This window comes from Spirosoma oryzae (assembly GCF_003002825.1).
Classification (GTDB): Bacteria; Bacteroidota; Bacteroidia; order Cytophagales; family Spirosomataceae; genus Spirosoma; species Spirosoma oryzae.
The window spans coordinates 1-22,193 of sequence record NZ_PVTE01000020.1 but is presented as its reverse complement, the minus strand read 5'-3'; the positions used below and the strand labels follow the sequence as shown (position 1 = coordinate 22,193).

At 55.1% G+C, this 22,193-nt stretch carries 19 protein-coding genes; 10 read left to right on the top strand and 9 right to left on the bottom strand.

Going from position 1 to position 22,193, the window contains the following annotated elements:
- Window positions 1-128: 128 nt before the first annotated feature.
- Window positions 129-1,325, bottom strand: coding sequence for an anhydro-N-acetylmuramic acid kinase (locus CLV58_RS20230; RefSeq protein ID WP_106139651.1), 1,197 nt, complete (start codon window positions 1,323-1,325; stop codon window positions 129-131).
- Between the two features lie 75 nt (window positions 1,326-1,400).
- On the opposite strand from CLV58_RS20230, the gene CLV58_RS20225 reads away from it, so the two are divergent.
- The 3 genes from CLV58_RS20225 to CLV58_RS20215 all read left to right on the top strand — a co-directional run bounded on the left by CLV58_RS20225 (window position 1,401) and on the right by CLV58_RS20215 (window position 4,729).
- On the top strand, window positions 1,401-2,285 hold the full coding sequence (locus CLV58_RS20225) for a fructosamine kinase family protein (RefSeq protein WP_106139650.1): 885 nt from the start codon (window positions 1,401-1,403) through the stop codon (window positions 2,283-2,285).
- Between the two features lie 86 nt (window positions 2,286-2,371).
- Window positions 2,372-3,763 (top strand): DEAD/DEAH box helicase, encoded by a 1,392-nt coding sequence (locus tag CLV58_RS20220; protein ID WP_106139649.1) that lies wholly within the window; start codon window positions 2,372-2,374, stop codon window positions 3,761-3,763.
- Between the two features lie 183 nt (window positions 3,764-3,946).
- Window positions 3,947-4,729, top strand: coding sequence for a tetratricopeptide repeat protein (locus tag CLV58_RS20215; protein WP_106139648.1), 783 nt, complete (start codon window positions 3,947-3,949; stop codon window positions 4,727-4,729).
- A 209-nt stretch (window positions 4,730-4,938) separates the two neighbouring features.
- Here CLV58_RS20215 and CLV58_RS20210 read toward each other — a convergent pair whose 3' ends face one another.
- Window positions 4,939-5,922, bottom strand: coding sequence for a toxin-antitoxin system YwqK family antitoxin (locus tag CLV58_RS20210; RefSeq protein WP_245882395.1), 984 nt, complete (start codon window positions 5,920-5,922; stop codon window positions 4,939-4,941).
- Between the two features lie 116 nt (window positions 5,923-6,038).
- Here CLV58_RS20210 and fcl point away from each other — a divergent pair, with 116 nt between their 5' ends.
- Window positions 6,039-6,980 (top strand): GDP-L-fucose synthase, encoded by a 942-nt coding sequence (fcl, locus tag CLV58_RS20205; RefSeq protein ID WP_106139719.1) that lies wholly within the window; start codon window positions 6,039-6,041, stop codon window positions 6,978-6,980.
- Between the two features lie 116 nt (window positions 6,981-7,096).
- On the opposite strand, the gene CLV58_RS20200 is transcribed toward fcl, so the two are convergent.
- Window positions 7,097-7,642: a hypothetical protein gene (locus CLV58_RS20200; protein ID WP_106139647.1), complete on the bottom strand. Its 546-nt coding sequence runs from the start codon at window positions 7,640-7,642 to the stop codon at window positions 7,097-7,099.
- 40 nt (window positions 7,643-7,682) lie between these two features.
- Between CLV58_RS20200 and CLV58_RS20195 the strand changes: the two genes are divergently transcribed.
- A complete protein-coding gene (locus CLV58_RS20195) occupies window positions 7,683-8,753 on the top strand; it encodes an acyl transferase (RefSeq protein ID WP_245882394.1) in 1,071 nt (356 codons plus the stop codon).
- Between the two features lie 86 nt (window positions 8,754-8,839).
- Here the strand turns inward: CLV58_RS20195 and CLV58_RS20190 are convergent, their stop codons facing one another.
- The gene (locus tag CLV58_RS20190) at window positions 8,840-9,991 is read right to left on the bottom strand and encodes a sigma-54-dependent transcriptional regulator (protein ID WP_106139646.1); all 1,152 of its coding nucleotides are present in this window, start codon (window positions 9,989-9,991) and stop codon (window positions 8,840-8,842) included.
- A 366-nt stretch (window positions 9,992-10,357) separates the two neighbouring features.
- Here CLV58_RS20190 and CLV58_RS20185 point away from each other — a divergent pair, with 366 nt between their 5' ends.
- On the top strand, window positions 10,358-11,308 hold the full coding sequence (locus tag CLV58_RS20185; protein WP_106139645.1) for an alpha/beta hydrolase: 951 nt from the start codon (window positions 10,358-10,360) through the stop codon (window positions 11,306-11,308).
- Here CLV58_RS20185 and CLV58_RS20180 read toward each other — a convergent pair whose 3' ends face one another.
- From CLV58_RS20180 to CLV58_RS20160, 5 genes are all read right to left on the bottom strand, one after another.
- Window positions 11,309-11,842: a DUF2911 domain-containing protein gene (locus CLV58_RS20180; protein ID WP_106139644.1), complete on the bottom strand. Its 534-nt coding sequence runs from the start codon at window positions 11,840-11,842 to the stop codon at window positions 11,309-11,311. It abuts the gene before it with no gap.
- A gap of 21 nt (window positions 11,843-11,863) precedes the next feature.
- The gene (locus CLV58_RS20175; protein ID WP_106139643.1) at window positions 11,864-14,041 is read right to left on the bottom strand and encodes a penicillin-binding protein; all 2,178 of its coding nucleotides are present in this window, start codon (window positions 14,039-14,041) and stop codon (window positions 11,864-11,866) included.
- Window positions 14,028-14,423 carry an FtsL-like putative cell division protein gene (locus CLV58_RS20170; protein ID WP_106139642.1) on the bottom strand — a complete coding sequence of 132 codons (396 nt, stop codon included), beginning with the start codon at window positions 14,421-14,423 and terminating at the stop codon, window positions 14,028-14,030. Before CLV58_RS20170 ends, CLV58_RS20175 begins: the two co-directional genes overlap by 14 nt.
- A gap of 81 nt (window positions 14,424-14,504) precedes the next feature.
- Complete coding sequence (locus CLV58_RS20165; protein WP_106139641.1) at window positions 14,505-15,998, bottom strand: M20/M25/M40 family metallo-hydrolase; 1,494 nt, start codon at window positions 15,996-15,998, stop codon at window positions 14,505-14,507.
- 317 nt (window positions 15,999-16,315) lie between these two features.
- Window positions 16,316-17,041, bottom strand: coding sequence for a DUF3431 domain-containing protein (locus CLV58_RS20160; protein WP_106139640.1), 726 nt, complete (start codon window positions 17,039-17,041; stop codon window positions 16,316-16,318).
- 55 nt (window positions 17,042-17,096) lie between these two features.
- Here CLV58_RS20160 and CLV58_RS20155 point away from each other — a divergent pair, with 55 nt between their 5' ends.
- The 4 genes from CLV58_RS20155 (at window position 17,097) to aqpZ (ending at window position 22,099) form a co-directional block, all read left to right on the top strand.
- Window positions 17,097-19,214: a S9 family peptidase gene (locus CLV58_RS20155; RefSeq protein ID WP_106139639.1), complete on the top strand. Its 2,118-nt coding sequence runs from the start codon at window positions 17,097-17,099 to the stop codon at window positions 19,212-19,214.
- A gap of 400 nt (window positions 19,215-19,614) precedes the next feature.
- Window positions 19,615-20,031 carry a YtxH domain-containing protein gene (locus tag CLV58_RS20150; protein ID WP_170108749.1) on the top strand — a complete coding sequence of 139 codons (417 nt, stop codon included), beginning with the start codon at window positions 19,615-19,617 and terminating at the stop codon, window positions 20,029-20,031.
- Between the two features lie 190 nt (window positions 20,032-20,221).
- Complete coding sequence (locus tag CLV58_RS20145; RefSeq protein WP_106139637.1) at window positions 20,222-21,235, top strand: hypothetical protein; 1,014 nt, start codon at window positions 20,222-20,224, stop codon at window positions 21,233-21,235.
- A 156-nt stretch (window positions 21,236-21,391) separates the two neighbouring features.
- On the top strand, window positions 21,392-22,099 hold the full coding sequence (gene aqpZ, locus CLV58_RS20140; RefSeq protein WP_106139636.1) for an aquaporin Z: 708 nt from the start codon (window positions 21,392-21,394) through the stop codon (window positions 22,097-22,099).
- Window positions 22,100-22,193 lie beyond the last annotated feature (94 nt).

Here is a 22,193-nt window from a genome sequence, read left to right as displayed (position 1 = left end):
GGAAAATCATTCTGTTCCCAATACTAGGCTAATCCGTGGTTTACCCGGCAAAACACAAGAAAGATTTTGTAGAACGTATCAACGCCGGTCGTACAGCGCCAGCCCGGTCCTGATGGCAGTAGGCACAGTCAGACAGGCAGACTGATCTTGCCCATACTGACGGTGGGTACGCCTTCGCGACTCCCAAACGAAGTAGTACTGCCCATAACGCATTCATTAGCCAGCACGGCAAACAGAACCGCTTCTTTGGCGTCACCACTGATTCCTAACGCATCAGTACGGCCAAATCGGCATTGGGGTAGTTGCGCCTGAATGGCCCGGGTCAGGGCGGGGTTGTGCATACCTCCTCCGCTCATGTAAACCACGTACGGCTCACCCGGCCGCAGCACCCGCCGGATGGCTTCCGTGATGGTGTCGGCACTGAACTGAACGAGGGTTGCCATACGATCAGCCGGCGAAATTGTCTCGGCCTGACTGCGCTGGATAGCCGACTGAACATACTCGTCGCCGAACACTTCCGGGCCCGTCGTTTTTGGAAAAGGCGCGTCGAAAAACGGATTGTTCTTCAGGGCGTTCAGTAACGGCCTATTTACCTGACCGTTCATCGCCAGTTGACCATCGGCGTCGAACGGTTGACCCAGAAACTGCCGGGCGCAGGCATCGAGTAGCGTGTTACCCGGTCCGGTATCGGTCGTAAATACGGCGCTGGCGTCTTCGTCGGCGGGGAGATACGTAAAATTGGCGATCCCCCCCATGTTAAGCAGAATCCGGTTTTCACCCGCCTGCGAAAACATGAAGTAGTCGCCATAGACGGCCAACGGAGCCCCTTCCCCACCGGCAGCGATGTGTTTCTGCCGGAAGTCGCTCAGCGTGATGATGCCGGTGGTAACGGCAACGTGGTCGCCGTCGCCGATTTGTAGTGTCGCATTCGGAAATTCCGGACGGCCATGCTGTCGCTTCGGCGCGTGGTACACGGTTTGTCCATGACTGGCGATCAGGTCGACGTCAGCCGGTGCGATATTCCAGTTGCGTAAACTATCCAGAATAAGCTGCCCATGGAGCCGGCCGATGTAGGGGTTCAGCAAACAAAGCGTCTCGAATTCGATTTGGTCTTTAGCGAAGATCGTTCGGATATGTGCTTTTATCGGCTCATCATACGGTATGGTGGTAAAAGCGTCGAGCGTTACCTGGGTGGCCGGACCACTACCGGAAACGCGGCACAACGCAATGTCGAGGCCGTCGAGTGACGTACCCGACATCAGGCCCACGATGCGCCGGGTCGGTGCTTGTGCCAGTTCGTACAGGCGTTGCAGGTGCGGGTTCATAAGCGGGGTAATTTGCAAAAGTAAGTAATCGAGTAACAGACCGGGGCTACGTCGCTTCCGGTGAATGTACAGTATATGGATTTCTGGGGTGACGAGCAGTTCTCGTTTTTTGAAAGCGTTCTGTTTTCAGCCCTCGGCCATTCGGTCGAGGTCATCGAAACGCAGTTTTTAGCGGGTGGCGATATAAACACGGCGGCACAGGTCTTTTCGTCGGAAGGCGTGTTTTTCGTCAAATGGAACCATACCGATCAGGCGATCAACATGTTCGAAACGGAGGCCAAAGGCCTGAATTTACTCCGGCAAACCGACACGGCGGTTATTCCTGAGGTAATTGGCTACGGCTGCTACCAGGATAAATCGTACCTGGTGCTGAGTTATATCGACTCCGGTAAACTGACCGACGACTACTGGGACCTGCTGGGACAGTCGCTGGCCGAAATTCACTCGCACACGCAGCCCACGTTTGGCTTGTCGTTCAATAACTACATCGGTTCACTCCCCCAGAATAATCAGCCCGTCGCCAACGGCTTCACTTTCTTTTTCGAGCAACGGCTGCTACCGCAGGCGGGCCTGGCGTTTTACAACGAGTTACTGTCGAAAGCTACGTACGAGGCCCTGTTGCGCCTGCGCGACCGTCTGCCGGATTTACTCCCGGCGGAACGGCCCGCGCTACTGCACGGCGACTTGTGGTCGGGCAATGTCATGATCACCGAAGACGGCGCGCCCGCCCTGATCGACCCGGCAGTCTACTACGGTTTTCGGGAAGCCGATCTGGCCCATACGCGCTTGTTCGGCGGCTTTGACTCCCGCTTTTACGACGCCTACAACGAAGCGTTCCCCCTTGAAGCCGGTTTCGATGAGCGCGTTCCAATCTATAATCTGTATCCGTTACTGGTGCATGTCAACCTGTTCGGGTCGGGCTATGTGAGTGGCGTCGAGCGCATATTGAAACCGTTTTAGGGGTAAATGGGGTTAGCTTTGCTTATGGGGTCGCACAGTAGAAACCCGACTGGCACAAACAGTCGGTCGTCCCCACCCCTTCCGCTATGGATATTACGTCTTTCGACCAATTTGAGTTAAACCGGCAGTTGCTCAACGCCGTTGCCGATCTGGGTTATACCGAACCGACACCGATTCAGCAAAAAACCATCCCGATCAGTCTGGGCAACCACGACGTGCTGGGCATTGCGCAGACCGGAACGGGCAAGACAGCGGCCTACCTGTTGCCGCTGCTGATGAAAATCAAATACGCGCAGGGTAAAAACCCACGGGCGCTCATTCTGGCCCCTACCCGCGAACTCGCCATTCAGATCAGTAAGTCCGTTACCGACCTGGCCAAATATACCGACCTGCGGCACCTGGTTGCGTACGGTGGGCTGGGGCCCAAAACGCAGATCGAAACCTTGCAGCAGGGCGTCGATCTGGTCGTAGCGACACCGGGCCGGTTTATGGACCTTTACCGGGCCGGTGAACTGATTACGAAAGACATTCGCACGCTGGTACTCGACGAAGCCGACAAGATGATGGACATGGGTTTTATGCCCCAGATCCGGTCCATCCTGGAAATCATTCCGACAAAGCGGCAAAACCTCCTGTTCTCTGCTACGTTCGGCGGTCGCGTGGAACGCCTGTCGGCCGAATTTCTGGAAGCGCCGGTAAAGATCGAAGTGACCCCGCAGGCATCGACGGCCGACATGGTCGATCAGGTGATCTACGACGTTCCCAACTTCCGCACGAAAGTCAATCTGCTTGAGCATCTGCTGACGCAGGATGATTTTCAGCGCGTCATCGTGTTTGCCCGGACCAAAACCTCGGCCGAGAACATTTACAAGTTCTTGACTCGTAAGGTGTTCGACCCCGGTCAGGTGCGGGTGATTCACGCCAACAAAGGGCAGAATACCCGTATCAATTCGATGGAAGCCTTCAAAGAGGGCAACGTGCGGATACTGGTAGCGACCGACGTAGCCGCGCGGGGTATCGACGTAGCTGAGGTCAGCCACGTTATCAACTTCGACGTGCCGCTGATTTACGAAGACTATGTGCACCGAATCGGCCGGACCGGGCGGGCCAACCGAACGGGACAGGCGATTACGTTTGTTACACTGTCGGAGAACTATCACGTCGAAAAAATCGAACGCATTATTCGGATGACCGTACCGCGTCAGCCTATGCCTGCGGGGGTAGAGATTACCGAAACTCCATTCGATGAGCAGCAGGCTATGCTCCGGGAAGTTGACGAACAGCGCCGGAAAGAAGACCCGAATTTCCTGGGTGCTTTCCACGAGAAAAAATTTAAGAATACCGCAGCAGGCCGGGCCACGCAGCAGGCAAAAGTTAAAGCGGCCAAAAACGCAGCCAGTCGACCCAAGAGCGCCCGGCCCGGTGGACCGCGATCAGCCGGCCCCAAACGGAACAGTTCGCGGGGTGGCAAGCGTTAGGATGGCGATGAAAAATCGGCTATACTTATACCCCGTTCGCTGACGCACCCGGTCCGGCTTTCCGGCATGCCGATTGCTTCAGCAGCAGTGCCACCGTAGCTACCGCGTCTAATCATAAACCGAATGTACTAACCAGTACACGAGTATCGTTCTAACCAGACAATCCGTTGCTTGACTGTCCGTATGAATGTTCGTAGGAATCGGGGACACTGGAGTCTGATTCTGGCCCTGCTGCCCCTGGTGGTTGCAGCCCAGCCACGACAGTTGATGTCGTCGGCCCGTCCGGTCACAGCCCACGTTGCCAGCCATACTAGTACGACATTAGATAACACCCGCTCGGAATCGATCGATATCGAGACGCTTAGCATCATGCCGTTGTTTGGTGAGCGCCCCAAAACAGCCGAGCAGATCGACCGTGAAATTCATTTTCTGAACGACTGCGATCAGAACTTCACCAGCCGCACCGAAGCCAGCGAATTTTTTGCGGCTCGTGGCTGGGATTACATTTCCGACGGGCAGCTCGACACGGCAGCTCACCGCTTCAATCTGGCATGGCTCCTCAACGACCGCAATGCCGATGCGTACTGGGGGCTGGGTGTCGTATCGTACCAGAAAGAAAATTTACCCGAAGCGGTTCGTCTGCTTCGCAAAGGCATCGATGCAGCCGGAACAAACGTTGAACTGATGGGCGACCTGGCAACGGTCGAAATCAAGCAGTTTCAGAAGGATCATCACCGCCCTACGCTTGACGACGCCGAACAGCAACTTCAGCGTATCGTCACGCAGGACCCGGCTCACGCGGCTTCCTTCCAGAAGCTGTCGCTGGTCAGCTACCTGAAAGCCGATTACGACAAGGCCTGGGATTATTTCCATCAAGCGCGTCAGCTCGACATGTCGATACTCGATCTGAGCTTTCTGAGCGACCTGATCGCCAAACGTCCGGACCCCAAGGGGGTATTTAAGTAGCCAGCTTACGGTTTGCAATGGTACCACGGGGTTGAGTGCATATAGGCAATCTCATGCAACGCCGGGTTTCGATCCGGCGTTGCCGTTTACTACAGTGATAGTCTGGCAAGTAGTACCTAACGTACACTGACCCAAAAAAAAGCACCGGGTTGAAACCAGGTGCCTGTATCTGTTTCGATCGCGCCGGGCTTCAACCCGACGCTGCAAGACTAATTGCTGGCTTCTTCCTCCTCAACGACTTTCTCTTTACCGCGTTCGTAGGTAGCTTTCCCCTTTTCATCCCACTCCGAGATAACATAGGGTTCAAAATTCGTATCCCACTGATCGGTACCGTATTGCATTACTTTCTTGCGCATCCGGCGACCACTGGGGCTAATCGGGTAAAACTCCGTCCAACGGCCAATCTTGATGCCGTTGTCGTACTTGCCTTCTTCCGCCAGCAGCCCATTTTCGTAAAAAGCCATGTACGTACCTTTTACCTTGCCATATTCCATCGGTACGATTTCCCTGATTTTGGTACGCGTCGAATCGTAGAATGACACGATCGATCCAGCCGGGACACCCCGTTGCCAGTGGGTTTTATCGATCAGCATGAAGTGCGGATCGTAGCGTTCCCAGCGTCCGTCTTTCATCCCGGCATAGTAATTTCCTTCTTCGATCAGGTCGCCGTTCTGGAAACGCTTATAGGGACCATGCAGCAGTAAGCCGCTTCCTTCATCTTTCACCACCGCGCTCGACACCCGTCCCGTCCGCTGGTAGTAGCGGTACACGTCGCGGACGAACGTCGCTGGCTTAGCAGCATTATTGTCTTTGAGCACGTGAAACTCTTCGACGATGGTCCGGTCGCCACTACCGATTTTCGTGTACGCTTTAATCATCGAAAGGCCTTCGTATTCGGTTTTCGACAGTTTGGCTTTCGACTTCCGGTTCTCCTTTATTTTTTTCAGCTGCTTCAGCTTCAACCCCAGGTCGGCTACGCTGGCCACGTACGCATCTTTTTGCTCTTTCAGCGACGACATACTGGGCAGCCCCAGCGTGGTCAGCGACGCGGGCATGGATGTTGTGCCAGACGACTCCAGTACGGGTTTGGCGGCTGTGGTCAGCGAAGCGGGTTCGGTCGTCTGCGCCTTACCCGTTAATGTAAATCCTAGTAAAACGCCGACCAGTAAGTAGTTATGTGCCAGTGAGGTCATGGTTACAGCGGCAATTAGTACAGTAAGTTTATTAATTTTGCAACGCTCCCCGGAGCACGATTATTTTGTTCAACCGCCTTGCCGACGGATTCGGTGTAGATAAGAATACAACTGCTGTGGAAAAACAAGCGCGCATCTATGTTGCCGGTCATCGGGGCATGGTTGGTTCGGCCATCGTTCGTAAGCTGGAAGCCGACGGCCATGAAACTATAATTACCCGTACATCATCAGAGCTGGACCTTCGGAATCAGGAAGCCGTCGCTTCGTTTTTTGACACCGAGCGCCCCGACTACGTTTTCCTGGCAGCCGCTAAAGTAGGTGGCATCCTGGCCAATAACATCTATCGTGCCGAGTTTCTGTACGATAACCTGATGATCGAAGCCAACATCATCCATAGTGCCTATAAATCGGGTGTCACGAAACTACTGTTCCTCGGTTCATCGTGTATCTACCCGAAAATGGCCGAGCAGCCACTCAAGGAAGAATACCTGCTCAGCGGTTTTCTGGAACCGACCAACGAGCCGTACGCCATCGCCAAGATTGCCGGGATCAAACTTTGCGAAGCCTACCGGAGTCAGTACGGGGCCAATTTCATCTCGGCCATGCCGACGAACCTGTACGGTCCTAACGATAATTACAACCTGCAAGGTTCGCACGTACTACCCGCGCTGATTCGCAAATTCCACGAAGCGAAGATCAACGATCAGCCAACCGTTGAAGTATGGGGTACGGGATCGCCCCGGCGCGAGTTCCTGCACGCCGACGATCTGGCCGATGCCTGTGTTTACCTGATGAATTCGTACGATGGTGAGCAGTTCGTTAACATCGGTACGGGTGAAGACGTCACGATTCGTGAGCTGGCTGAAATGGTGCAGAAAGCGGTCGGCTATGAGGGCGAATTACGCTGGGACAGCAGCAAGCCCGACGGTACACCCCGCAAACTGATGGACGTGTCGCGCCTGCACGCAATGGGCTGGAAACACACTACCGACCTCGGCGACGGTATCGAACGTACCTACCAGGATTTCCTGGCCAACGAAGTCCTGTACGTAGAATAGCATAACACTGGTTTGTAGCGCCTACTGTTTTACCAACCACTAACAGAAGCCAGGCCTGCGCCGAATGGATGTACTATCCGTTCGGCGCAGGCCCGGCTTCTGTATGCGTAATCGCTTTAGTTTCGGGGGAATGGTACCGAAATCGTATCGGTTTCGATCGTATTGGAAACGTTCAGTGCGCGATCGCGAATCTGAATCTGGAACTTGACCGGGTAAAGCTGATAACTGGTACCATACTGAAAAATCGTGCTGAAATCCAGCGTTCCTTCGATGGGGCCTTTCGGCTTGTTCGCCGTCAGGTCGGGGAAGTACAGCGTAGTGTTAACCGGAATGATTACTTCCTGATACTGCCCCCGCACGAGCCGGAACGTACGAATTCGGTAATTCCCCCAACCGCCGTTACTGGTGTACAAGGCAGAATCGGCTTTCGACACGGGCAGCGAAACCCCCAGATCGCCGTCACCATCCTTAAACCCAACCGTAATTACGATTGAGTCGCGCCGGGACTGTCCGACGCCGGAACCGGCCGCAATCTCATACGGGAAGATACTACGGAAGTCGATAGCGGGCGTATTGGAATAATTGGGCTCGTTGAAACAGCCCATCATCAGCAAAGCCATGCCTATCGTGAGCACGTACGGTTGAATTTGTTTCCGGCGCATACTGTTGTACTCGTGTTGCAATATAAACGTATCCGTTATTTTGTCGTTTCCGTTTCCGCTTTCTATCGATGTTACGGCCCGGCGGCAGGCCCTCCGTTCGCGCATCATACACGTCGACACGGCCTCTTTTGATACATTGGCGCTGGACGTGTTCCGGTATCAGGCCGTGTATAATCCGGTCTACAGCCGCTACCTCGGCCTGCTGAACGTTCGGTCCGAGACCGTTACCAGTCTGCGTCAGATTCCGTTCATGCCCATTGGCTTCTTTAAAACGCAACCTGTTTTAGCGAGCGCACAGGCGATTCCGGACCCGACAGATTCGCTGCTGACGTTTGCCAGTAGCGGTACGACCGGCGACCAAACCAGCCGACACTATGTTGCCGACCCGGCGCTGTATGACGCTGTCAGTATCCGCATTTTCGAGGAGACCTACGGGCCTCTCGATCAGCTGGCGATTCTGGCACTGTTACCGTCGTATCTTGAACGAAATAACTCGTCGCTGGTGTATATGGTTCGCCAATTTATGAGCCGTTCCGCCCACCCGCTATCGGGCTTTTTTCTGAACGATCACAGCGAATTGACCGCGCGGCTGAAGCAGTTGAGCGAGCAACCCGACGCCCCGCGCGTACTCCTGATCGGGGTCACGTTTGGCCTGCTCGACTGGGCGGAATCCGGCGTCGATCTGTCGTTCCTGCGCCACAATCCGAATCTGATTGTTATGGAAACGGGCGGTATGAAAGGACGTCGGAAAGAACTACTGCGCGATGAGGTACACCAACTGCTGACCGACCGGTTGCACATCCCGCGTATTCATTCGGAGTACGGCATGACCGAATTGCTCTCCCAGGCTTACTCAACAGGGGAGGGCGTTTTTCGACCCAGCCCAACGCTGCAAATCCTGCTGCGCGACATCAACGACCCCTTTGCAATATACCCGGACGGCCATACCCGATCGGGAGGCATCAACGTCATCGACCTCGCCAACCTCGACTCCTGCTCCTTTATCGAGACGCAGGACCTCGGTCAATACGTCGGTACAGACGGCAGTTTCCGCGTCATCGGCCGTTTCGACAATTCCGACATCAGGGGATGTAATTTAATGATTGAGTAGTTGAATGAATGAGTGATGGAATGATAGAATGATTGAGTGGGCTGGCGCATAGACTCATTCAATCATTCCGTCACTCGTTCATTCAATTACGCATACGCGCGTACGTCTTCGAGGTTGATTTCGTCGCCACACATAATCACAAGCCGCTCGACAACGTTGCGTAGCTCGCGAACATTCCCCGTCCACGGCAACGATTGCAGATACGTCATCGCGTCGGATGTGAGGTCCTTGGCCGTCGCGCCGTACTCGGTAGCGATGTCCTGTAAAAATTTGTCGGTCAGTAATGGAATATCACCCCGACGATCGGCGAGGGGTGGTACGTGAATGACAATAACGCTTAACCGGTGAAACAAGTCCTCACGGAAGTTACCGTTGGCGATCTCCTGCCGTAAGTCCTTATTCGTAGCCGCGATTACCCGTACGTTTACCTTGATTTCTTTGTCGCCCCCGACGCGGGTAATTTTGTTTTCCTGTAGGGCGCGCAGTACTTTGGCCTGTGCCGACAGGCTCATGTCCCCGATCTCATCGAGAAAGAGCGTACCGCCGTCGGCCTGTTCGAACTTACCCACACGTCGGGCCGCAGCTCCGGTGAAGGCTCCTTTCTCGTGGCCGAAGAGTTCGCTTTCGATCAGCTCGCTGGGAATAGCCGCACAGTTAACCTCCACGAGCGACATAGCCGAACGGCTGCCTTTTTCGTGAATCTGCTTGGCAACCATCTCTTTACCCGACCCGTTGGGCCCCGTAATCAGGACGCGCGCTTCGGTAGCCGCAACGCGGTTGATGGTTTCTTTAACACGCCGGATCGGGTCGGACTCACCCACAATCTCGTTGAGTTTGTAGATCCGTTTCTTGAGCGTCTTGGTCTCCTGTTCGAGCTTGGCCCGCTCGATGGCATTGCGAATGGTAATCAGCAGCCGGTTCAGATCAGGTGGCTTGGTAATGAAATCGAAGGCTCCACTTTTCGTCGCTTCGACCGCATTTTCCACGTTGCCGTAGGCCGATATCATCACAAATTGGGTGCCTTTGCTGCTTTCACGCGCCTTTTGAAGCATCTCCAGCCCGTTCAGTTTCGGCATGGCAATGTCACAAAGTGCTACATCGTACTGCGTGCGTTGTAACATTCCCAACCCCTCTTCTCCGTCGCGGGCTTCGTCAATTTCGTAGCCTTCGTATTCCAGAATGTCACGCAAAGCTGACCGGATAGCTTTTTCGTCGTCAACGATGAGCAGTTTAGCCATAAATCATACTGATTGTCATTTGGATTAGCTTGCCCGAAAGTAGGCATATTTAATACGGATTGACAAGATGCAAACCGCAAATTTTGTTTTCGTTCCCACTGAATTTGTTCACTAATCAGAAAAAGGACGTATCGCTTAGTGTCTGACAGACGCTATTCTCCTGAATCGGGTTGCCAGTTGTCCGGCTTCAGCTACTGAAAGCTACGAAAAAAGCATTCAGGCGATAAGCATTTTACGACATCCGGGCGTTTATCTCCTGAACAAACCCGTAACCAGCAGGCTGTACTGCGCTTACGACCTCGTAACCAACCCGACCTGTCGGCAACGAGTACATACCCATTCCGTTGCTTTCTATCTTCCTACGCTATGCCTACTGCCCGCTTGCTTCTCTGTCTTCTGCTGGCCGTCACGCTACGACCGACATCAGCCCAATCGCGCCGACGGGCGCAGCTTACCAATCCGGCTACGACCAATACGCCCGTGCCAGTCGTAGCAGCCCCACAGGCCCGGCTGCTGGAAGGTATGGTCGTGCGCAGTTCGATCATGAATCAGGCGGTGCGCTACTCGATTTATCTGCCGCCCGACTATTATACCTCGAACCGACGCTACCCCGTCGTGTATCTGCTGCACGGCTACGGTGACAACGAAACGAGCTGGGTGCAGTTTGGTGAGGCCGACCGTACGATCGATGAGGGCGTTCGGTCGGGCGAACTGGCCCCCTGCATCGTGGTGATGCCCAACGGTGGCACCAGTTATTTCATCAACGACTTTCGTCAGCAGGTCCGTTACGAGGATATGTTCGTGCAGGAACTGATCCCGCACATCGACTCGACGTTTCGAACACGTACCCAGCGTGAATTTCGGGCGATCTCAGGTCTGTCGATGGGGGGCTTTGGCTCGCTGGTTCTGGCGATGCATCACCCGAATCTGTTCGGTTCCTGTGCGGCTCTGAGTGCGGCCGCCCGCACCGACGAAATGATAGCCGCCATGCCAGCCGAGCGCTACAACCAGACGCTGGGGCCCGTCATGAGTGGCCCCGTCAATGGCAACGACCGGCTGACACTGACCTGGAAACGGAACAGTCCGATCACGCTGGCCCAATCGGCTCCCGTTGCTGATTTGCAGAAGGTACGCTGGTACATCGACTGTGGCGACGATGATGCCCTTAGCGAAGGCAACGCGGTGTTACACATTGCCCTGACCAAACGGCAGATTCCGCACGAGTACCGCGTTCGCAATGGCGCACACAACTGGGCGTACTGGCGCAGCAGCTTGCCCGACGTACTCCGCTTTTTCGCAACGGAGTTTCACCGCTGATTACTTGTCCCGCTTACGAATCGGCACGACGGCTTCGGTTTTATCCCAGGCCAGCACCATGTCGGTTCCTTCGTTGTCGGGCACGAAGCTGATGTAGAACTGCTCGGCTACCCGCGACCGGGTACGTACCGGCACCGGCACGCGCAGTGCATCTTTGGTCTGATCGTAATTTGTGCCCCACTGCCCGGTTTCACGGTTGAAAATCGCAATCCAGCCCCCCTGCGACGGGATGGTCCAGAGCGAGTACTTACCTTCGGCAAGCGGTTGACCAGCTACGAATACATCCTGATCGAAGTCGATCACCGTCGCTTCGTTGGCACCCGTTCGCCATACCTGTCCGTAGGGAACCAGACCACCGAAAATCTTCCGCCCTTTTTTATACGGTTGGCAATAGTCGACGCGGATCGACAGGCCGTTTTGGTTGACCTGGGCGACAGCTTCGGGACTTTTCGACTTGGTGATGCCACGCAGGGTCAGATAGCCCGCCAGCAGGACGACGGCGATGACGCCGATGATAATCAGGATTCGTTTCATGGAATTACGCGCGTGAGGGAGTTAGGTTGAATGCCGTTTGGTGGCGGTGGTCGTACTGTCGGCTTTCGACGCCAGCACAGGTTCTTTGAGCGTCAGGCTGATCTGCCGGCCGGGGGTTTGTTTGATGACTGTACCCGGCTCGACCGATTGTTCGGTGACTTTACCCCGGCCCTGTATGGCAACCCGCAGACCCCGGTTTTCGAGCAGGAACAAGGCATCGCGCAGACTAAGCCCCCGTACGTCGGGCACTTGATCGGCACGGGTGCTCCGCTCGACCCAGTGCCCTTTTTTGCTGGCTTCGACCCAGCCTTCGATACCTACACGCTGCTTGACACCCAACACCGAATCGATGGTGTGTAAATCGTCGGCATAACCGGCCATCAGGGCCGGACCGTCGACCTGATTTTTGGCACGCACGGGTTTCTGAATCTGCACGTCGTACGCCATGATCCGGTCGGCAACCTCCTTAAATACCGGAGCGGCCACGGCTCCGGCGTAGAGCAGGTCGATATTGTCACCCTGCGGGCTGTCGACCATCGCGACCATGCTGTATTTGGGTTTATTAGCCGGGAAGTACCCAATGAACGAAACGCTGTATTTACCGACCTGATATTTCCCATTGATGATTTTCTGGGCCGTACCGGTTTTCCCGGCAATCGCGTAGTACGGACTCGCGATCTTTTTCGCCGTTCCGTTTTCGACAACCCCCCGCAGCAGGCTTTGCACCTGACGAACCGTCGACAGCGAGCAAATCCGTTCCGACGATACGTAGGGCTTATTGTCTACCTTAACTTCATCGGCCAGTTTGACCTGCCGCACCAGCATGGGCCGTACCCAGTAGCCATCGTTCGCAATGGCATTGTACAGCGTCAGCATTTGCAGTGGTGTCTGCCGCATCTCGTAGCCAAGCGCCAGCGACGGTGCCGACTGACCGCTCCAGCCTTTCATCTGCGGGTTCGGCAGCAGCGGCTGCGCTTCACCGAGCATGTGAATACCCGTTTTTTTATCCAGATGAAACTGACGCAGCAACCGACAGAAGTCGTCGGGATGGCGGTAGAAATAATTGCGCATGAGTAGGTGAACACCCACGTTCGACGATTTCTCGAACACCTGTCGCGCCGTAATCGTACCAAAACCAACGCGGTGGGCGTCGCGGATGGTACGCGTACCCCACTTGGCAATGCCATCGCCTGTCGCAACGGACTGATTCAGCGACACGACTTTCCGTTCCAGCATCGCCATCATCGTCGCCAGCTTGAAAGTCGAACCGGGATCGGTGCCGCCCGCCAACGCGTGGTTGAACGTTTCGATATAGCGGGGACCGTTTTTCCCATCGACCCGGCTCAGGTTCGCCATCGCCCGGATTTCGCCGGTATTGACTTCCATCACCACGACGCACCCTTTAGCCGCCTGATATTTTTCCAGCGTCGTCCGTAATGCCGATTCGGCCATGTCCTGATAGTTGACGTCGATCGTCGTGTGAAGATCCATACCGGGTTCGGGCTTCATATCCGGTCCGTCGACAACGGGTTTGTAGACACCCCCCGATAGCTTTTCGGCTTCCCCGACGGCATCGCGCCCGGCCAGTGCCGTTTGGAAACTGGCTTCCAGCCCACGCTGCCCCCGGTGGGTTTCGGGATCGAGATTACCGATGGTCCGTTCCGCCATCGTACCGAACGGATGGTAGCGTTCGTAATGCGCCCGTAGTACCCCGCCCCGCGCCGACACTTTCCCGCTCGACCGGAAGAACGGCCACTTCAGCATTTCCTGCCGTTCGGCGAAGGTTACGTACCGATTACTGAGCAGTACATACTGCCGCTTTTTCCGACGGGCATCGCGCACCAGTTCGGTATAGTCGCGCGGGGATCGGTCGCCGTAAATGCGCGACAACAGCAGCCCCAGTGAATCGGCTTTGGACCGAAAGTAATCTTCTTTGGCAACTGTAGGGTCCAGCCCCACTTCGTAGGAAGGCAGCGACGTTGCCATCAGGCTCCCGTCGACGGCGTAGATGTTGCCCCGCATCGCCGGTATCGTGATGGTCGGAAAATCTTTCTCCTGCCAGCTCGCCCAGCTGCGGCCCTGATAGGTATCGAAATACTGCACGTAGATCAACCGCCCGACAATGCAGAAGGCCAGCGCAAACACGAGGTACGACACGTGTTTGGCGCGCCCGATAATCTGTTCTTTATGGTTCGCCACGGTCGATAATGATTTTATGGGGAGGGGTTACGCCACTCGTCAGGCCAAGTTCAGAAACGCGTTTCATAATCTCCGACTGACGGCCACTTTTGTCGAAATCAGCCCGCAGTACGGTAGCCTGCGACCGTTTTTCGTCGAGCAGCAGCCGGGCCGACTGGAGCCGGCGCACCAGACTTTCGGCGCGCAGGTTGCAATAAATGTACACGCCAATGAGCAGACTCACCCAGACGATGCGCCAGAAGTTGTTCGACGCCCACGAATTATCTTCGCCGACGAGCCATTGGGTAAAGCGGTCCAGCGAAGCCGAAAACTGCGACTGGCCTCCTCTTCTCCGACCACCGGGTTGCTTCTTCGGCGGTCGTTCAAACGTATTTTTTGCCATGACAATGCAGAAGAACTGGCTAACGGGGGCCTAATTTATAAAGACCTGACCCGTTTTGGCAACCGGTCGGGCAACATGCACTTATTCTTTCCAGCGCCATTCGTTGGCAATCTGTAACGGTGTCCGCAGTCCCTGCGTCACCAGATAATCACGCGTCTGCGTATCCGTCTGCCGCCTGGTCGGGATTGTTTCGGCGTTGGCGAGGGCATAGAGCAGCATGGTCGAGTAACGCACCGTATTTTTCAACTGCTCGGCATTGACCAGATTGAGCCGGTCGCAGTCGGCATGGTAGCAGTCGAGTACACTGCGGTCGAGGTGACCGTTCATGCCCACGATGGGTACCCCTTCAAGCATAAACGGCTGATGATCGGAGTGCAGCCCGGCCTGATTGCTTAGCTGGTTGGCGAAAGCCGGATCGGTCCGCTTCATGGTTTCTCCCAGTTCGGTCAGCATGGCGGTCATGTCGCTTCGGCCGAACGCGTTCAGTCCTTTCGGGTCGTTGGTCATGTCGAGGTTCAGCACATAACGCAGTTGGTCAAGCTCTTTCCGCCGTTTCAGGTTGGCCACCATAGCCCGCGAGCCCAGCAGCCCCTGTTCTTCCCCCATGAACAGCACGAACTGAATGGTACGTTTCGGTTTCAGCTTCAGGGCTTTAAACGTACGGGCAATGTCCATAACGGCAAACGAACCGATGCCGTTGTCGATTGCGCCCGTTGCCAGATCCCACGAATCGAGGTGACCGCCGACGATGATTTTTTCGTTGGGCAAGTCGGTACCTTTCAGTGTCGCGATGACATTCCGCGCCCGGATCTTCTGACTCTTGTTGGTCATGTTGATCTGCGCATGCAGCCGACTGGGTTCTTCGGCCATCCAGCTTCGCAGGGCCTGTCCACTTTCCAGCGAAATACAGACCGACGGGACCGGAATCAGCTTTCCCGTCACCGACGCCGTTCCCGTCAACAGCACGTTACCCGGCACCAGATTCACCATAATGACGCCGATGGCCCCGTGCTGAATAGCGAGGGCGGTTTTTTCCGACCGGTGCAGGTTACGTGCCCCTTTCGTGGGTGCTGCCAGCCCAATATTGACCAGTACGACCTTGCCTTTTATTTGTTGTTTCAGCTCGGCAAAATCACCTTCCAGCCCATTACCAACGTCGATTATTTCCCCTTCTACCTTCGCCTTTACCGGCGAATGCGCCAGCGAGACCACTTTCAGTTCGCGGAAATTATCGCTGCGATTCGGCACGACCGACAGTGTAACCGTATCGCGGCTCCAGGCTTCTACTTCGAACGGTTCGTACTGTACATCTTTGAACCCATACGATTGCAACAGATCATGCGCGTAGGTTTCGGCTTTGGCTCCGTTATCGCTACCCGTTAGCCGGTGGCCAATGCGTCGTGAGGCATCGGACAGCGTTTCATAGGCCCGACTATTCTCCAGTACCTCGGTATTGATACGGGCAAATGTTTTGTCGAGTGGCGCCCCGTCGAACGAACGTAAGGCGAAAAGACCGGCCGTTCCGAGGGAGAGCAGCACAAGCCGGGAGAAAGACAGGTAGCGCGTTGGTGTCATAAGAGGCTGTTATGTTGAGCTGGCTAAAGATAGCGAAAAGCGGGAAGCGATTCGGTGTCGCCGGGTTGAAACCCGACGCAAATTCTCTGCTGTGTTACTGGAATCCCCCCCACCCCCTGAATGGAGATGATTCCGCAACTAAACTAGTCTCCCTTAAGGGCAAGGTTGTTAAGTTCTAGTCCACCTACCCCCCAGCCCCCTGAAGGGGGAGAAATCCGCGAATAAACCGCTCCCCCTTTAGGGGGCCGGGGGGTAGGTGGAGCGAAGGAAATTTGGTTCCTGATAGTATCAAATCAAGAACTTAACAGCCCTGCCTTTCAGGGGGCGGGGGGATAATCTAATCGCTTGATTGGTTTCAGGTAAACCGTCTGTCGACCGGCCAGCCAGACGGGGTCGATACCGACGATGCCGAAGACGCGGTCCCAGCTTCGCTCATAGCAATGAGCCGCATCGGGAAATGAGACGGATACATCGAGCGCGTGCCGGTAAAAGTCGATGGGGCGCTGCCGGATCAGGTCACGGTGAACGGCAAACTGCGCCCCCAGCACGAAGGTGTACAGATCAGGACCATCGGTACCAAACAGCGCGCGGTGGAAGCCAAGCAGGTCGAGGCCACGCCCATCTTCGTTTTTGCTCCAGGGTTGAAACAGCCGTTGCCCCTGCTTATCGTCGGTATCGATCAGGTGACCCAACCAGTGAAACGGCCGACCGGCGGGGTCAATCAGCGGATCGGTATGCTCGATGTACGACCGTAGTGTTTTCTTGAAATCGAAGGCATGATCGAACGGTTTGCCCTGACAGAAAATCGTCCACTCGGCCAACTGGTCGTACTGATTCACCATGTGCTGCAAATACGTGTGCGCTTCCCGGCCTATGTTGGGCAGCGTCACGGCCCGCGCCCCCGCCGACCGGTCGGGGCTTTTGTCGTAAACGGTAATCGTTACCCCCGCCGACCAGCCATCGGGCGTTCGCTGGACGGGCAGGTTGTAGAGCCAGTTCAGATTCTCCTGGTAACGGGCAACGACCAGTTCGGGTTGATTCATACCAGCAAAGATGCAGCAAAGCCGTATTTTTACCTGCCTATAATCGAACCGTTCGATGAAACACCTCTGTTTTACACTCATCACCACGCTCACGCTGCATAGCATGACTCAAGCCCAAACCCCCGTGCCGCCGAAAGCGGCCGTCAAGCCCAAGGAACTCGTTACCAACGGACATACCCGCGTCGACAATTACTATTACCTCAACGAGCGCGAAAACCCGGAGGTCATCAAGTACCTCAACGATGAAAACGCATACGTCGATCAGATGCTGGCTCCGGTCAAAACCTTGCAGGATAAGCTGTTTACCGAGCTGAAGGGTCGGATCAAAGAGCAGGACGAATCGGTTCCGTACAAGGAAGGCAACTTTTTCTACTACTCCCGCTACATAACAGGGGGCGAATACCCGATTTACTGCCGCCGAAAGGGGTCAATGCAGGGTACCGAAGAAATCCTGTTCGACGGTAACGCCATGGCCGAAGGACACAACTACTATCAGCTGGGCGGCTACGAAATCTCGGACAATGAAGAACTGGCGATTTTCTCGGAAGACACCGTCAGCCGCCGGCTCTACACGCTGCGGGTAAAAAACCTGAAAACCGGTACGATCTATCCCGAAGCGATTGCGAATACGGAAGGAGGCTCGGTAGCGTGGGCCGCTGATAACAAGACGCTGTTTTACGTTAAAAAAGACCCGCAGACGCTGCTGGGCTATCAGGTTTACCGGCATGTGCTCGGTACCGATCCGAAAGCCGACGTACTGGTGTACGAGGAGAAAGACAACCAGTTCTACATGGGCCTGCACCGCTCGAAGTCGAAGAAATACGTCGAAATCGTATCCGACCATAACGGTGTAGCTACGGAATACCAGTTGTTGGAAGCAAGTCAGCCAAACGCGGCTTTCAAGACGTTCCTGCCCCGGCAGAAAGGCCACGAGTACGACATTGTCCACTACCAGAACAAGTTCTACGTCCGCACCAACTGGAAAGCGGAAAACTTCCGGCTGATGGAAGTACCCGAAGGTAAAACGGCGGACATGGCTGCGTGGAAAGAAGTCATCCCACACCGCCCCGACGTGTATCTCGGCAATATGGATGTGTTCGTGAATCACCTCGTGCTGGGCGAACGTAAAGCAGGTCTGACCAATATCCGCGTTATTAATCAGAAGACAAAGGCCGACGAATACCTGGACTTCGGCGAGCCGGCATACGTAGCTGGAATCGGCTACAATCCCGATTTCAACACCAACGTCCTGCGTTTTGGCTACTCCTCGCTGACGACCCCGTCGTCGACCTTCGATTACAACATGGATACGAAGGTCAAAACGCTGCTCAAACAACAGGAAGTGCTGGGCGGCTTCGACAAGAACAACTACGCGTCGGAGCGTATCTATGTCAAATCGCGCGATGGGGTGCAGGTTCCGGTGTCTATGGTCTACCGTAAAGGCACAAAGAAAGACGGCTCGGCTCCGTTGCTGCAATACGCTTACGGGTCGTACGGCTACTCGACCGATCCGGGTTTCAGCTCGACGCGCCTGAGCCTGCTCGACCGGGGCTTCATCTTCGCCATCGCCCACATCCGGGGTGGTCAGGAAATGGGTCGTCGGTGGTACGAAGATGGCAAGATGCTGAAGAAGAAAAACACGTTCAACGACTTTGTCGACGTGTCGAAGTACCTGATCGATACCAAATACACATCCGCCGATAAGCTGTTTGCCATGGGCGGCAGCGCGGGTGGATTGCTGATGGGCGCGGTCATCAACCAGGCTCCGCAACTCTACCGGGGCGTCGTTGCCGCTGTACCGTTCGTCGACGTAGTGACGACCATGCTCGATGAGTCGATTCCGCTGACGACGGGCGAATTCGAAGAGTGGGGTAACCCCAAGAACAAACCGTATTACGACTACATGCTGTCGTATTCGCCGTACGACAACGTTACGAAGCAGGCTTATCCGAACCTGCTCGTCACGACCGGTCTGCACGACTCACAGGTACAATACTGGGAACCCGCCAAGTGGGTCGCCAAGCTACGGACAATGACGACCGGAACGAACCAACTTCTGTTACACACCAACATGGAAGCGGGTCACGGCGGGGCCTCGGGTCGCTTTCAGGCGCTGAAGGAAATCGCCCTGGAATACGCCTTTATGCTGAACCTGGTTGGTATTCAGCAGTAGTAGTCGATTACCGTAGTATAAAAGGCTCACCGGCAAACGCAGGTGAGCCTTCTTTGTTTACGCACCGAGTATAAATACATAGTCACCCAAGACAAAACTGCGAAACAAGACCTCTAGCAGCCAGGGTAACGGCTGTCCTGTAGTCAGCCATACCATACACTTACAACCTATACATCAGTATATTATATAGCTTAGCCAGCCATAAAATATAATCAATCCCTACCCATGCGTAGCGGGGAACAGCAACCCCAGCACTGAGTATATTTACCATCAAGTAGATACAACTACTGTTCAGACACAAACAGACAAATCGTTGATAATCAGCCGCTACTAATTAGCCAAAGTTTGATGGCACGGCATTTTCAACAAAATGGTATTACTACACAAACTAGTAACTACCATGCTTTTACAGAAACGTAAGTACCCACAGGATTACATCAATGATCAACCTTATCTGTCAGGCTTGCTGACCGGACTGGTCGCCGGGCTGGCCGTTGGTTTTCTATTCGCTCCGCGATCGGGTAAGGCGTTGCGCAAACAGATCGCAGAATCAGTGGGCGACCAAACCAAGGAAGTTAAACATCAGTGGGACAAGACCAAAGCGCAGGCCAAGGATACGGTCAATACGATCAAGACGAACATTGGTCTGGCTGCGGACAAAGTAGAAGACGAGTTTAATACGTACGCTGATAAGGCCGCCAAGGAAGCCGAAAAAGCAGAGGAAGCTGGCCACAAAGCCATGAACGAAGCAGGTCGGTTGGCGGACGAAGCGAAGTCGGCAGTCGATAAGTTCAGAGATACGGGCAAGCTCAGCTAACGAGCGACCGACACGCATCAGCGCGTTCTGATTTATTCAACGATCATGAAAAGAACCCGATTCATGACCTGATTCGGGTTCTACACTTCTGAGTAAAACTGCCCGGACAACCGTCGTAAATTCATCTCATCACGGATTCTGGTAGTTCGCTCACTTTTCATTACCAAACGTTTTCTCACTGATAAATACAATGGAACGTATTCACACATACGCAGACGACGCGGTAGTAACCCGCGCTGCTTTCACGAAACGAATTGCCTGGAGTGCCGTCTTTGCCGGTGTTCTGGTAGCTATTGTCAGTCAATTACTGTTAACGCTGCTGGGGCTGGGTATTGGGCTAAGCACGGTCGATCCGGTCACGGAGCAGAACCCAACGGCTGGTCTGGGTATCGGCAGCGCCATCTGGTACGCGATCAGCAGCCTTCTCTCGTTGTTCGCCGGTGGTTGGGTAGCTGGTCGGCTGGCCGGTAGTCCTCAGCGGTTCGACGGTATCATCCACGGTGTACTTACCTGGAGCCTGGTAACGCTGATTACCATCTACTTTCTGACTACCACCATCGGTAGCCTGATCGGTGGAGCTGGTCGGCTGGTCGGTGGTCTTGTCAGAACGGCCGGTTCAGCCGCTGGTTCGGTTGCTTCAGCCGCCGGCCCTGAACTGGGACAGGCGGTAAAAGGTGAACTGGCTAAAAACGGCATCGACGTAGAAAACATCGACCTGCGTGATCTGCAAAAAGAAGTCAACACGGTTTTGCGGCAGACGGGCAACCCGGCCCTGAACCCGGACGCACTGGAACGGAAAGCCAAGCAGGCGGGCGATCAGGCAAAAGCGACCGCCGGGCAGGCCGCCGAAAATCCACAGGCTGCCGACGACATGGCGGGGGGACTGTTTGACCGGCTCTTCAAGCAGGGACAGTCAACGATCAGCCAGGTCGATCGGGACGACGCGGTCAACGTCGTAATGAAACGGACGGGCAAAAGCCGGGCCGAATCGGAACAGATCGTCGATAACTGGATCAACACCTACAAACAGGCTGCTGCCAAATTCGAGCAGACCAAGCAGGAAGCCTCGGTAAAAGCACGCGAGATCGCCGACGCCACGGCATCGGGCGCATCGAAGGCAGCCATCTTTGGCTTCTTTGGTCTACTGATCGGCGTCGCAGCAGCGGGCTATGGTGCCAAGATGGGTACAGATTCTAAAGAGTAGTCATTACCCAGCCGCTCACCGTCTGCATACACTGCCGGGTAGCTAGTTCATCGTGAATAGCTACCCGGCTTTTTAATTGGCGTAACTGGCTGAAGATACCCCAGCATTTGTGCCCGTCTCCACTCCCCATTCCCAACATCACGCACGTTCATACACATGACAACAAGTCAAAGATTAGCCGCCGAATTTATCGGCACGCTTTGGTTAGTACTGGGCGGATGCGGCAGCGCCGTACTGGCTGCGGCTTATCCTGAGCTGGGTATCGGCTTTGTCGGCGTGTCGCTCGCCTTCGGCTTAACGGTAATGACCATGGCTTATGCCGTGGGGCGCATTTCGGGTGGGCATTTTAACCCCGCCGTAACGGTCGGCCTTACGGTCGGGGGCCATTTCGATCGTGCGATGGTCCTGCCTTACATGGGTGCCCAGGTAATCGGTGGCCTTACCGGCGCGGGCCTGCTCTACCTGATTGCCAGCGGAAAACCGGGCTTCGAGCTGGGCACGTTTGCGGCCAACGGGTACGGAGCGCACTCACCGGGTGGCTATTCGATGCTGTCGGCGCTGGTGACCGAAGTGGTCATGACCTTTATGTTTATCCTGATCATTCTGGGCTCGACCCACAAAAAGTCGCCCCGCGAGCTGGCCGGTATCGCCATTGGTCTGGGCCTGACGTTGATTCACCTGATTAGTATCCCCGTCACCAATACGTCGGTCAATCCGGCCCGCAGTACCAGTCAGGCGCTTTTCGTCGGTGGGTGGGCACTGAGTCAGCTGTGGTTGTTTTGGTTGGCACCACTCGTGGGGGCGGCTCTGGCCGGCATCTTCTACAAAACCTTTATCGACCCTTCGGAGATCGACCCAGACTAAGAGTCTATCCGAAAATAGGGAAAGCCTGACGAGTTGAGCAATTTTGTGGTATCTCACATCACAATATTGCTCACCATGCAGGCTTTCGGCTACG

What these genes read in the sequence shown, in the direction of transcription:
- CLV58_RS20225 (WP_106139650.1), top strand. Translation starts at nt 1,401, where the DNA reads ATGGATTTCTGGGGTGACGAGCAGTTCTCGTTTTTTGAAAGCGTTCTG.
- CLV58_RS20210 (WP_245882395.1), bottom strand. Translation starts at nt 5,922, where the DNA reads ATGACCTCACTGGCACATAACTACTTACTGGTCGGCGTTTTACTAGGA.
- CLV58_RS20215 (WP_106139648.1), top strand. Translation starts at nt 3,947, where the DNA reads ATGAATGTTCGTAGGAATCGGGGACACTGGAGTCTGATTCTGGCCCTG.
- CLV58_RS20190 (WP_106139646.1), bottom strand. Translation starts at nt 9,991, where the DNA reads ATGGCTAAACTGCTCATCGTTGACGACGAAAAAGCTATCCGGTCAGCT.
- CLV58_RS20185 (WP_106139645.1), top strand. Translation starts at nt 10,358, where the DNA reads ATGCCTACTGCCCGCTTGCTTCTCTGTCTTCTGCTGGCCGTCACGCTA.
- CLV58_RS20170 (WP_106139642.1), bottom strand. Translation starts at nt 14,423, where the DNA reads ATGGCAAAAAATACGTTTGAACGACCGCCGAAGAAGCAACCCGGTGGT.
- CLV58_RS20155 (WP_106139639.1), top strand. Translation starts at nt 17,097, where the DNA reads ATGAAACACCTCTGTTTTACACTCATCACCACGCTCACGCTGCATAGC.
- CLV58_RS20150 (WP_170108749.1), top strand. Translation starts at nt 19,615, where the DNA reads ATGCTTTTACAGAAACGTAAGTACCCACAGGATTACATCAATGATCAA.
- CLV58_RS20165 (WP_106139641.1), bottom strand. Translation starts at nt 15,998, where the DNA reads ATGACACCAACGCGCTACCTGTCTTTCTCCCGGCTTGTGCTGCTCTCC.
- CLV58_RS20180 (WP_106139644.1), bottom strand. Translation starts at nt 11,842, where the DNA reads ATGAAACGAATCCTGATTATCATCGGCGTCATCGCCGTCGTCCTGCTG.
- CLV58_RS20200 (WP_106139647.1), bottom strand. Translation starts at nt 7,642, where the DNA reads ATGCGCCGGAAACAAATTCAACCGTACGTGCTCACGATAGGCATGGCT.
- CLV58_RS20220 (WP_106139649.1), top strand. Translation starts at nt 2,372, where the DNA reads ATGGATATTACGTCTTTCGACCAATTTGAGTTAAACCGGCAGTTGCTC.
- aqpZ (WP_106139636.1), top strand. Translation starts at nt 21,392, where the DNA reads ATGACAACAAGTCAAAGATTAGCCGCCGAATTTATCGGCACGCTTTGG.
- CLV58_RS20230 (WP_106139651.1), bottom strand. Translation starts at nt 1,325, where the DNA reads ATGAACCCGCACCTGCAACGCCTGTACGAACTGGCACAAGCACCGACC.
- CLV58_RS20160 (WP_106139640.1), bottom strand. Translation starts at nt 17,041, where the DNA reads ATGAATCAACCCGAACTGGTCGTTGCCCGTTACCAGGAGAATCTGAAC.
- CLV58_RS20145 (WP_106139637.1), top strand. Translation starts at nt 20,222, where the DNA reads ATGGAACGTATTCACACATACGCAGACGACGCGGTAGTAACCCGCGCT.